Below are 12,136 nucleotides of genomic sequence, written 5' to 3'. Positions count from 1 at the left end.
TTCGTAATACATAATCGCTAAATTATTCATTGCATTAGTATCACCTTGATCTGCTGCTTTTTTAAACCAAAATAGCGCTTTTGCATAATCAATTTTGACCCCATCACCTTCGTAATACATAATCGCTAAATTATTCATTGCATTAGTATCACCTTGATCTGCTGCTTTTTTAAACCAAAATAGCGCTTTTGCATGATCAATTTTGACCCCATCACCTTCGTAATACATAATCGCTAAATTATTCATTGCATTATTATCACCTTGATCTGCTGCTTTTTTGAACCAAAATAGCGCTTTTTCTTTATTAACTTCGACCCCGTCCCCGTTTTTATACATAGCCCCTAAATTATTTTGCGCATAAGCAACGCCTTGTTTAGCAGCTCTAGTAAACCAAAATAGCGCTTTTTCTTTATCGACTTCGACCCCATCCCCTTCATAATACATAAGCCCTAAATTATATTGCGCACTATCAATCCCTTGTTCAGCGGCTCTAGTAAACCAAATTAGCGCTTTTTCTTTATTAACTTCGACCCCATCCCCTTCATAATACATAAGCCCTAAACTAAATTGCGCTTTATAATGCCCTTGTTCAGCGGCTTTAGTATACCAAAATAGTGCTTTTTCTTTATTGACTGCGACAGCCATCCCTTCGTCATACATAAATGCTAGATTAAGCTGAGCTTTCCCATCTCCCTGCTTAGCCTGTTTTTCACAAGCTAATAAAGCGTTGTCATAATCTTTTTTAATATAATATGTAGCACAATCATTTGCATAAATAGTCAATGAGAATAGTGCAGTATAGATAAAACAAAATATTTTCTTCATAAATTTTCCTTGGGTTCATAAAAATAGGATAATAAATTTAATTTTGCTCTAATGTGTAAAGTTGCAAACATTTAATGAATAATTTTTAACAATGAACAGTGCTTTGATAAGCAGCTTGATCGTCTCCTAATGTTAGCCAATTTGGTCATAAATTGACTTGTAATATTATTCAATAACTATAAGCTACGAATAGGTTGGCAATGGTTCTTACACCAATACCAGTTGCACCTGTTACCCTCAATGTGCTAGCACATTTACGGGATGTTGCTGAACAGTCGATATAAAGCCAGTTGTGATTATATTGCGAATAAAATATGCCAAAAATGTGACTACCGTGCTGTCACCAGCCGTATTAGGTGATCCGTAAATTTCTATATCATCAATTGAGAAAGGGTACTGAGAGGTTGTAGCTCTCTCTTTTTTCATCAGCATGGGTTTATTCAAAAAGCTTAGGAAATGGTTTTTATGTAAGTCATAATTAATCAGCTAAAATCATTTAACATTATAATATCAGAGTTTTGTATATGCTGACGTATTACTTTAATCTTGACTTCACTTTTTTCAAACACATATAAACTTATACATAAGCGCTGGCCATACCTAAATGTCAGGGTAAAGCAAAAATAAGAATGAAATATGCGCTTAGACTATTAAATATTTGGATCATCAAATGCGCCTTTTAATCATTTAAAGAAATAAAATTTCCCCTGATGCTGATTTTTTTTCATCAATCCAATCCTGATTATGCTGATAAATCTTTCATTACGTTATTAGCTATCCTTGTTATTGCCATAGTAATGAGTTTTTATCAATCCTTCTTCCATTTATGCTAATAATGAACCGAAAAAACCATTGGCATGATTGTTCTTGCGACTACTTTCTAAATATTTAACATGTGCTGGGTATGGGAAAACATGGTGATGGAAGCGAGCTGATAGGGCTATTTGTGATTCAGTGCTAGAAGGGTATTCTAAGTTGGATCTGTGTGATTGAATATGTTCGATTGTCGAAGGCGATTGTCGGGGGAAGGATTGCTAACTGCAAATGTTGGCCATTACTGTACAGGTTGCAGCGGTTCAACATCGGGGTGCATTAAGCAGAGCTGGTGGGAATGTTGCATAGGGCGGATAAGGTGCTATTTATTTTCTCAAAAACCACGTTGTATTTTGTTTTCGTTGATGATATCGGTGATGCTGGCGTTGGATTTGACTTTGCCATTAACAAATACAACTGGCGCCGGCATTTTCTGCACATAGTATATACGGTTAACAATTTGATTCGCTTCCCTTTCTGTATAGTTTGATAGGTCCATTTGGTAATGATAACCATTCATCCGTACTACAGGGATTTTCATATTTTCTAATTCACGCGCTAATTTGTCGGCTCTTTTTGCCTGATCTGAAGGACAATTGATTGGCGCTAGAATGACGATACCATCGCGACCAGTTAGGTTGACCGAAATATCGACAAAGCCATATTGGTCTGTGCGCGATTTGATATCGCGGACTATCTGTTGTTTGGCCAGTTTGTTTTTATGCATCTGATATCCGGCAAAGGAAAGAATGATGGCGACGATGCCAATATAGATGATTTTTTTCATTAAAGATTCCACAATGCGCTAGGTTATTTTTTTGAAAATATAGGGCAAAATGGAGTATATGTAAATATTGATCAATTATGTTAAGTTGTGATTAGGTGGTGGTATTTAAGAAGTAAGCGCAAGTATTGTTGGCGGTTGAAAGTTTTTGCGTGGATAACTGGGATCGTCTCAACCGCCTGCAAGTTTTATTGATCGATACCGGCTAATAATACGTACTTTATTTCTAAATAATCTTCAATACCATATTTGGAGCCTTCTCGTCCTAATCCAGATTGTTTAACGCCGCCAAACGGGGCTGCTTCGTTTGAAAGCAGGCCAGAGTTGATCGCTACCATGCCATAATCCAGTTTTTCACTCACTCGCACGATTGTGCCGATGTCTCGACTATAAAAATAGCTTGCTAAACCAAATTCGGTGTCATTTGCCCAATTGATCACTTCATCTTCGTGCTCGAATTTGAATACGGGTGCCAGTGGACCGAAGGTTTCTTCTTTCGCTACTTTCATCTCTTGTGTGACATCCTGAAGCAAGGTTGGTTGAAAGAAAAGCGGTCCATGGCTATCAGTGTGACCACCGGTTACGATTTTGGCGCCTTTGCTAACAGCATCGTCGATGTGTTCACGAATTTTTGCTACTGCGTTGCTGTCGATCAAAGGACCAAAGGTGACGTCGGATTCTAAACCGTTGCCGATTTTAAGTTGGCTCATGGCTTTGGTTAGTTTGCTAATGAATTCTTGGTAAACGCCACTTTGTACATACAGACGATTGGCGCAAACGCAAGTTTGACCGGCATTGCGAAATTTGGAAATCATAGCGCCAGTAACAGCTGCATCGATATCGGCATCATTAAAGACGATAAAGGGGGCATTGCCACCCAACTCCATGGAAACTTTTTTGACGGTTGAAGCGCATTGGGCAATCAGTTGGCGACCCACTTCGGTTGAGCCAGTAAAGCTGAATTTTTTGACCCGATCATCTTCGGTTAGGATTTGCCCAATTGCGGTTGAGCTACCAGTGACGACGTTGAATACGCCGGCGGGAATACCAGCACGCTGCGCCAATTCTGCAATTGCTAAGGCAGACAGGGGAGTTTGCGAGGCGGGGCGGATAACAAATGTACAACCTGCCGCCAATGCGGGGGCAATTTTGCGGGTTATCATGGCATTAGGGAAATTCCATGGGGTGATGGCTGCACAAACGCCAATAGGTTGTTTAATGACGATGATCCGTTTGTCGTTGGATGGTGCTGGAATGGTATCACCATAAATCCGTTTGGCTTCTTCGGCATACCATTCCAGATAGGCGGCACCATAAGCGATTTCACCTTTGGCCTCGGCTAATGGTTTGCCTTGTTCAAGTGTCAGTATTCGGCCTAAATCATCCTGATGCTGCATCATCAGTTCAAACCAACGCCGTAACAGCTGACTGCGCTCTTTCGCGGTTTTTTTCTGCCATAGTTTTAAAGCAGTTTGTGCTGCTGTTACTGCCCGTTGCGCTTCTGTTGCCCCCATTTTGGGGATATCAGCCAATTTTTCTCCGGTTGCTGGATTGTAAACGGTGAAAACGCTGTTATCGTCGGCCTTGACCCATTGTCCGTTGATATAGCACTGTGTTTTGAAGAGCTGTGGATCTTGCAACTGCATAATGTTTTTCCTGAAAGGTTTAAGGTGTTGTCTGTTATTGCTTGATAATAGCATTGTGTCAAATAATTCAGTATCTAAATTTGATCCTGATCTTAATCCTGCCAAATAGCTCTTTTTCCGTGTCTATAATGTTGTTGAATAGATGTTTTTTTGTATGATTTATATTGTATACTTTAAAAATTTGAATGATTTATCATTTATTTGAATAATAATAGCGATCATTAAGTTTGATTGCAATCGAGTCAATCTTCTGGATTTTTAGTTTAGAAATGTCAATAAAGTAGACGATATATGATCTGTCAGGTCTGTTAAAACCAAGTAACTTACAACCATGACTTTTATTTTTTTCAGTGACACTATTTATAAAAATACTGTGAATAAAATCTAAATGATATATTTCACCATTTGATCTGAGGTTAACATGGATATCTTTAATATCATCAATAGATTGATCAGTAACTTTTATAGTTAATTCAATTTCCTTTATATTTTTATTTTTTATTATTTTTTTTACAAGTACATTTGCGTTTTTGAAACTAGTTTGATCTAGAAATGTATTTTCTACTCCCAGTAATTTAACGCTATTTTTATAATAGTAAGGATCAGTATTTTCTAAAACGTGTTTTTCTCTATTATCTAGTAGAAAAAATATGGTAATAATATCAATGTCTTTTGAAATTGCAGTTGGTAAATTTATATCAATAATTAATAATTCCTGCTCTTTATCCATACGAATATTGGTAATTGCTTTTATTTTATCCGCATCAAATTGTAAATGGGTTAATTTTGCCGTATTACCTATGGTTAGATCTATATGCTTAATATCTGTTATTTTGCTCAAATTTTTTAATCTACTATCTATTTTTATAATAAGTCGGATCTTTTCTATAGAGTCTTGTTGTTCAGATAAAATATGATAAATGATATCAGTATCCTGAAAATGAGATTGTTTTAAAGTAATCGGATTAACCGGACTATTATTTTCTTGAGATTTTAAACCACATGAAAAGACAAATAGAGGTAATAAGAATAAAAATATTATTTTTAATTTTTTCATTGTTCGTCTTTTATTAGTTTTGATATATGAATCTATTTTCCAATTTCTAAAGGATCTTAGTCATTTGTCAATTTATAAAATTTTCCATTTTCTCTATTTCCCTATTTAGGTCCATATTTCATTTGTGTACGATTTTTTTCCAACAGGAGCAACGCCATCATTTACCTTTCACTATACATTACTGCTAGTCATATTTGCTCATTTTTGTGCAATAGATTGTTTTAATCCAATTGCTGCATGACATGCCCGTAAGAAGAGCATGCATTTTTGTGGCAAATAATAATGATCCATTATTTATATATTTTCCAGTCCATTTATAACGTTTTTGTAGATGTTATTATTATCTGCAAAAATATATGCTGCAATAGCATGAGAAAATAATGCTAAAAAACAAATTTGTTCTTGAGCAGCATAATTATTTTTGTCTGGTTTTTGTATCCTTATTTTAAACATTGCTGGTGCTAATGTATCAATACTCAATCCAGAACCATTTTTTATAACATTAATCTTTTCTTTAATAAATGTTTTAACTATATCGCTTCTATAATTGGTTTCCTACATCATAGATATTGCATAGTATAATTTTTTCATTGTTTTCCTAATCATATTTTTCTATATAAATTATTATTATTATTTGAATAAAATTTTATGTTAGCTAAATCCAATAGGTATTTGGACGAAATTTTATTAATATTCTTTCTCCATAGTTCATATTTGTGTAATAAACTTTATATTTTAAGGTTTTGCTATCAATAGTTTGTTTTTTTCATTTCCATCAGTGTAAATTCTTACCCCTTCAGTTTCTACCTTGATCGTTTCTTAGGTGTGCTGGGAAATAGTTAGCTTGGCGCAAACGATGCATCAAGCCATTTTATTCGCAAGTGTAATCATGATACTGAAGATGGCAGAAATAAATTCAAGCCTCGGCTAATGGGATGATGTTTAGTGGTTCGCTTTTCGAAAAGGGGAGATATTGATCGTTAGCTGGTTGGTGGTTTTTTAATGCTCTGTGGCGGCTGAATTATCAGGCACAGTATAAAGGACAGACAGACCATGACGAGGGAGATGGCATAAATAGCCTGATGCCCCAGTTTAGCGGAAACCACGCCTTGCAGCATGCCGGCTATAATGATGCTGCAAGATATGCAGTTATTGAACAGTGTTGAGGCAATACCGGTGCGCCCTGGAAGCAAATCCTGAAAATACAACATGCCGATACTGGCTACAATCCCAATAAATAATCCGTTTAACAGTTGTAGTAGGTACAGCATTTGGGTACTTTGACATGTCACCATGCCGATAAAGAATAAGATGCCACAAATAACGGCAAAGCAAATGAGATTTTTATTGCCAAAGCGTGGCACGAGCATGCTGGCTATCAACATGGCCGGTATTTCGATGGCAGCAGCTAAACCCATGAGCCGACCGGCTAGGTAGTCGGCAGTGGGAAGGACTTCTTTAAGGTATAAGGGCATGTCTATTAGATACATCATGTTGGCTGTGCCCATAAATATGGATGCTAGAAACAGCATTAATACGTTTTTATTGGTTATGATGGGTTCAGAAGGCTGTTCGGTCTCTATGGAAATGCGTTTATGGCGCATAGCTGGAAAAAAGACCAATACGATTAGCAACGCAACTAAGTACATTGCCGCAGCACTGCTGTACATGGATGTAAAGCCATATTTTACGGCCAATGTAAATGATAGGGGTGGTCCTATAACCCAAGCTAGGGAGAGTTGGGCACGTAATATACCGTTGAAAACGACTACGTTGCCTCCGGTACGATCAGTGTATTCTCTCGATGCGGCAAATATTTGTGGCATGGCGGCAGAGCTTAATGCTGAAAAAAAGATGCCGACGCTGAAGAGCATCCAGTATTGGCGTGAAAAAGCAAAGGTGATGCAGTTGCCAATCCCCATTAAGCAGCAAAATAGGATGATATTGCGTCTAATTCCTTTTTTATCTGAGTATTGTGCTAATAAAAAACTCACAGCTATGCCGGCGATGGCATTAACTGAATAGAATAATCCTATTAGATATTCGTTTACTTTAACTTCTTCGGATAGGTAAAGGCTTAAAGTAGGGGATTGTAACGCTCCGGCAATTCCAATAATAAAGGCGCCCAATAAAAATGAGCAGAGAATTAATATGGGTTGCTGTTGAAAGGATTGGCTGGTTTTCACACGTGTTTTTTCATATTGGCAAGATTTCTTTATATCATAATCTTTTATGCCTGTTTAGTTAAAGCCTGGTGAAATAATCTTATTTTTTGTTGGTTTATTGATGATTTTTTTTGTTGGGATTAATTTATTTTAATAATTATATCAATAAGATAAGTTTGTGATGAGGTATGTGGTGTTTGTGATGCATAGGGTGGTTTTCAGCTAAATAATCGCTGCAAATCAAGTTGTATCGAAAGGTAGTTTAGTCGTCCATTTTTTAAGTTATTCTCCTAAAAATTTTTTATCTTTAGCTATAATTATTAAATACTTACTCCATTTAGCTATTAAGATTAATAAAGTTATAGTTGGTTTGCCATTAATTATGTAAATTTTAATTTGCTATTGGACTTTATAAGATGATAAAAAATAGAGTAGAGAAACCTGAAAATCGCAGCCCTTTAAGGCTTAAATTGGGGAAAGAGTATTTTATTTTAAAACGTAAGTATTTTTGGTGGAGGGATCGTAAGTATTATAGTCAGGTTGACCTGAATAATCGATATTGTGGTTATTCGCATAAGAAACATCAATCAGTTTTACTAAGACCATTAAAAAATGTAGATATGTATTTACAGTACAACAAAATCACTAATCTGCGTTTAGCTGTTGAAAAACTTAATGGTTCTATTATTAAACCAAATCAATTATTTTCAATTTGGCACAAGGTTGGGCGCCCGACTAAAAGTCGCGGGTTTTTAGAAGGTCTTTCGTTACATAATGGTCAAATCGGGAAGGATATTGGCGGGGGGCTTTGTCAATTAGGTAATTTGATTTATTGGTTGGTTTTACACACTGATTTAACTATTGTTGAACGTTGGCGCCATAGTTTTGATGTGTTCCCAGATGTCAATCGAACTATCCCTTTTGCTTGTGGCGCAACGTTGTCTTATAACTATATTGATTTGGTATTGATTAATAAAACGTATATGACTTACCGGCTTAATTTGTGGTTAGATGATAAATATTTGCACGGTGAGATTCTTGCGGATGTGCCTTTATCTTATCATTATGAGGTGTTTGAAACGGATCACAAAATCGAACAGCAATGGTGGGGCGGTTATACCCGGCATAATAAAATATGGCAACGAAAGACCCATTTAATTGCTGGTTTTCAGGAAGAAAAACTCATCAGTGAAAATCATGCGATTATGATGTATAACCCTTTTATTCCAGATAATGAAAACTCTAATATTTAGACATGATCGACACAATACGGTTATGTAGCAGGGAAGTGTGGAGGTGATTTAATTTGAATATCACGCTGTTTCGTGGTCTGAAAACATGATTTTCGATCAGTATTGTCGTCTTTTTCTGATTAGTTCAAACCATCATTAAACTTTGAAATGTATTAATACATTATAAATATGATGAAAATCAGTGTTTTTTAGGTTTAGCGCTACAGGGATGGTTTGTTTTTACTGGAATAATATGCTATATACATAATTTGATTTTGCTTTGTTGTCATTAAAAATGAGGTTGCTCAGCATTTATTTAAAGTTAATTTTGTTATGAGTGGCTTGGTTAGGTTGCTGCTTATTTCAGATTAAATGATGCTGTTGCAAGATGGTGATGATTTTTTCTTTGTCCCAATGGTTGCTTGTAGCCAGGGTAAGTAAGGCCAGAGCGGTTTCTAAATTACATTTACCGCCATTGATGACGCCCGCTTGCCTGAGGGCATGACCTTGAGCATAGATGGCGGCGCATCTTCCTTGTGCCACTTGACTGATGTTCAATATGGGTATGTGTTTTTTTCCAATCTGTGAAATTGCTTGCAGCAAATGTGGGTCATCAGGGGTATTACCATTGCCAAAGCTTTGCACAATGACACCATCGGGTGGATTGTGGCTCAGGCTTTGAGCAATCATGTCTGTGTTAGCGCCGGGGGTAAGAATAAAACTATGAATTCTGGCGCTTGGATCTATGCTACGGGGTAGATCATCGCTGGTGTTGGGTTGTGTAGTTTGGATGTTCAGTTTAGTCCAGCCGGTATGTGCAGACCACTGCCCCATTGCGCCAAAATGTGGATTAGCAAAGCCTGCTGCACTTTCGGTACTGACTTTACTGCTGCCAATGGCTGACCACAAATATCCGTTGAAGGCAATCACAGTTTGCTGTAATTGCGGAAGTTTGAATGCCGCCAGTGCGGTGCGTAAATTCAAACTGGCATCGCTGTTTTTAGCCGCAAATGGATGTTGTGCTCCGGTAAGGACGACAGGTTTTTGCAGAAGAGGACGAGCCAAGGCTAGAATATTGGCAGTGTAAGCCATGGTGTCTGTGCCATGCAGTATCAGGATGCCATCATAATTCATCGCGTGCATATCTAGCCATTGGAGCCATTTTTTCCAGTCTGACAATGTGATGGCAGAGGAGTCTATCAATGGCTGGCACACAAACCAGTCATAGCTGAAATGATCGGCAAATTCCTGCATGATGGGTGAAACCAGTTCGGAAAGATCCTGAGCCGGTGCCAGTCCGGTAGCGGTGGGCTTCATGCCTATTGTGCCACCGGTGTAATAAATGGCCAGATGTTTACGTTTGCTCATATGATGATTGTTTCGTTGTTTACCGATTTGTAACAAGGATAACATAGATGGGTTTTGTTTAAACCCGCTTGCGCGTACAATATTGTTTTTTCGTTTATGTCTGAAAAGTGATCATGATACGTACTCGTTTTGCTCCCAGTCCTACTGGTTTTCTGCATATTGGTGGTGTGCGCACTGCTCTATTTTCTTGGGCGTTTGCCCGCAAACATCATGGTAAGTTTGTTTTGCGTATAGAAGATACTGATCTGGAACGTTCGACTGCTGAGTCTGTACAGGCGATTCTGGATGGTATGCATTGGGTGGGACTGGATTATGATGAAGGTCCTTTTTATCAGACTAAGCGTTTTGATCGCTATGGCGAAGTTTTGCAGCAACTTTTGGCAGCAGGTCACGCTTATTATGACTATACCACTAAGGAAGAACTGGATGCGATGCGGCAGGAAGCTGAAGCCAAAGGTGAACATTTTTGGTATGACCGTCGCTGGCGTCCAGAAGAGGGCAAGACTTTGCCACCGGTACCGGAAGGTGTGCAGCCAGTGGTCCGGTTTAAAATGCCGCTAACCGGTGAAACCGCATGGCAAGATCTGGTTAAGGGGCAGATAGCTATTGCCAATCATGATCTGGATGATTTAATCATTGCACGTGCGGATGGCTCGCCGACGTATAATTTCTGTGTGGTGGTAGATGATTTTGATATGGGAATTACTCATGTTATCCGTGGCGATGACCATGTGAACAATACCCCTAAACAGATTAATATTCTGCTCGCTATGGAGGCAGAGTTACCGCAATATGCTCATTTGCCCATGATCCTCAATGAAAAAGGCGCCAAAATGAGTAAGCGCCGTGATGCGGTGAGTGTGGTTGATTATGACCGGCAGGGTATTTTGCCCGAGGCTTTGTTGAATTATCTGGCCCGTTTGGGTTGGGGGCATGGTGATGATGAGTTTTTCACCATGGCTCAGTTTATCGACTGGTTTGATTTGAAAGATGTCAGCCCTTCGGCGAGCCGTTTTGATCATGAAAAGTTATTGTGGCTGAATGCGCAGCATATTAAAGCCAGCGATGATGACCGTCTGGCGCAACTAATCCGTCCACGTTTGCTTGAGCAAGGAATAGATAATCCTGCTGAACCCGCTTTAACTGAGGTTATTGCTTTGGTTAAAGATCGCGCACAGGATTTAAATCAGTTAGCTGATGAATGTGCCTATTTTTACCGTAAGAAGACGCCTACTGAACAGGAACTGGCTAAACATTGGGATGCGGATACGCCAGCACGGATGCAACGCTTTGCTGCTTTGTTGGCAGAGTTACCACAATGGAACGCTGAAAGTATTCACGCTTTATTTGCTCCATTTTGTGAAGCAGAGAGTATTAAGATGGGTAAGCTGGGCATGCCTTTGCGACTAGCAGTGTGCGGAACTGGTAAAACGCCTTCTATTGATCAGGTATTGGCTCTGATGGGACGACAAGAGGTTCTTCAGCGGTTGCAGCAAATTTAACCCACATCTGGTGATTGCATTCACATTCAGCCATGACTGCTCTGTAGTCGTGGCTGATCTTTTTGCATCGATTTAAATTTGCTGTTTTCTCCGATGAATTGATGAATTGATGGCGGCTATCTCGTATGGCTAGTCATTACACTCTATGTTTGTTAACTAGGTTTTTAGGCTGACGGAGCAAGCATAGGCTTGGTTTCTTATTTCGTTTATTGCCGCAATAGACACTGTGTTGGTTGAAGGGATTTGGTGGGATAGCGGATGTGAAAAAACGCGTTGATGATTTATACAATAATGCATACGGCATTTTATTCGTTGTTGTCAGGATGTGTTAAAGACGGGTGAGCGGCTAGGGTGAGTGATGTTTGCTACATTTTTATTTGTAGAAAAAAAGATAAAGGTTGATTTTAAACAATTTAGGTCAATATTATCTATGGTTTTATGCAGATAAGTTTTCTATTTTTTGCTGAACTGAGATATAACATGCATCGTGACAATGATGGGTTTTCGGCTGTGATGCCATCATGATTTGATTTTTGCGCTTAATGTCTTTATATTGAGTATATTCATATGGGCTGATCTTGGAATGGTAATTTGCTAAACGCAAATTATGGTAAGCAGACAGCCAATTTTATTTCTCTTGATTAGAGTAAATATTCAATTTTAGGCTGAAATCTACAGGGTTTATTAGCGTATACGCCGTCTTTACTTATGCTAACGGTAACTATGCTGTTGACGAGTACCACT

At 38.3% G+C, this 12,136-nt stretch carries 9 protein-coding genes; 2 read left to right on the top strand and 7 right to left on the bottom strand.

The genetic code is table 11. The annotated features are described in order from the left end of the window. From J3U68_RS07180 to J3U68_RS07155, 6 genes are all read right to left on the bottom strand, one after another. Positions 1 to 825, bottom strand: an 825-nt coding sequence (locus tag J3U68_RS07180) for a tetratricopeptide repeat protein (RefSeq protein WP_267375743.1), incomplete at its 3' end; no start/stop codon positions are given. Positions 826 to 1,972: 1,147 nt separating this feature from the next. After that, positions 1,973 to 2,425, bottom strand: coding sequence for a hypothetical protein (locus J3U68_RS07175; protein ID WP_267375742.1), 453 nt, complete (start codon positions 2,423 to 2,425; stop codon positions 1,973 to 1,975). 185 nt (positions 2,426 to 2,610) lie between these two features. Further along, positions 2,611 to 4,068: an NAD-dependent succinate-semialdehyde dehydrogenase gene (locus tag J3U68_RS07170; RefSeq protein ID WP_267375741.1), complete on the bottom strand. Its 1,458-nt coding sequence runs from the start codon at positions 4,066 to 4,068 to the stop codon at positions 2,611 to 2,613. A 193-nt stretch (positions 4,069 to 4,261) separates the two neighbouring features. Next, a complete protein-coding gene (locus J3U68_RS07165) occupies positions 4,262 to 5,125 on the bottom strand; it encodes a hypothetical protein (RefSeq protein WP_267375740.1) in 864 nt (287 codons plus the stop codon). Between the two features lie 294 nt (positions 5,126 to 5,419). Then, positions 5,420 to 5,605, bottom strand: coding sequence for a hypothetical protein (locus tag J3U68_RS07160; RefSeq protein WP_267375739.1), 186 nt, complete (start codon positions 5,603 to 5,605; stop codon positions 5,420 to 5,422). A 500-nt stretch (positions 5,606 to 6,105) separates the two neighbouring features. Next, the gene (locus J3U68_RS07155; RefSeq protein WP_267375738.1) at positions 6,106 to 7,311 is read right to left on the bottom strand and encodes a sugar efflux transporter; all 1,206 of its coding nucleotides are present in this window, start codon (positions 7,309 to 7,311) and stop codon (positions 6,106 to 6,108) included. Positions 7,312 to 7,706: 395 nt separating this feature from the next. Here J3U68_RS07155 and J3U68_RS07150 point away from each other — a divergent pair, with 395 nt between their 5' ends. After that, positions 7,707 to 8,543: a VanW family protein gene (locus J3U68_RS07150; protein ID WP_267375737.1), complete on the top strand. Its 837-nt coding sequence runs from the start codon at positions 7,707 to 7,709 to the stop codon at positions 8,541 to 8,543. Positions 8,544 to 8,885: 342 nt separating this feature from the next. Here J3U68_RS07150 and J3U68_RS07145 read toward each other — a convergent pair whose 3' ends face one another. Next, positions 8,886 to 9,890 (bottom strand): asparaginase domain-containing protein, encoded by a 1,005-nt coding sequence (locus J3U68_RS07145; protein ID WP_267375736.1) that lies wholly within the window; start codon positions 9,888 to 9,890, stop codon positions 8,886 to 8,888. Between the two features lie 110 nt (positions 9,891 to 10,000). Here J3U68_RS07145 and gltX point away from each other — a divergent pair, with 110 nt between their 5' ends. Next, on the top strand, positions 10,001 to 11,392 hold the full coding sequence (gltX, locus tag J3U68_RS07140) for a glutamate--tRNA ligase (RefSeq protein ID WP_267376231.1): 1,392 nt from the start codon (positions 10,001 to 10,003) through the stop codon (positions 11,390 to 11,392). Positions 11,393 to 12,136: the final 744 nt, after the last annotated feature.

The organism is Snodgrassella sp. B3882, assembly GCF_026535915.1.
Lineage (GTDB): Bacteria > Pseudomonadota > Gammaproteobacteria > Burkholderiales > Neisseriaceae > Snodgrassella.
The sequence above is the reverse complement of the archived record's forward strand: the minus strand, read 5'-3'. Positions and strand labels throughout refer to the sequence as shown.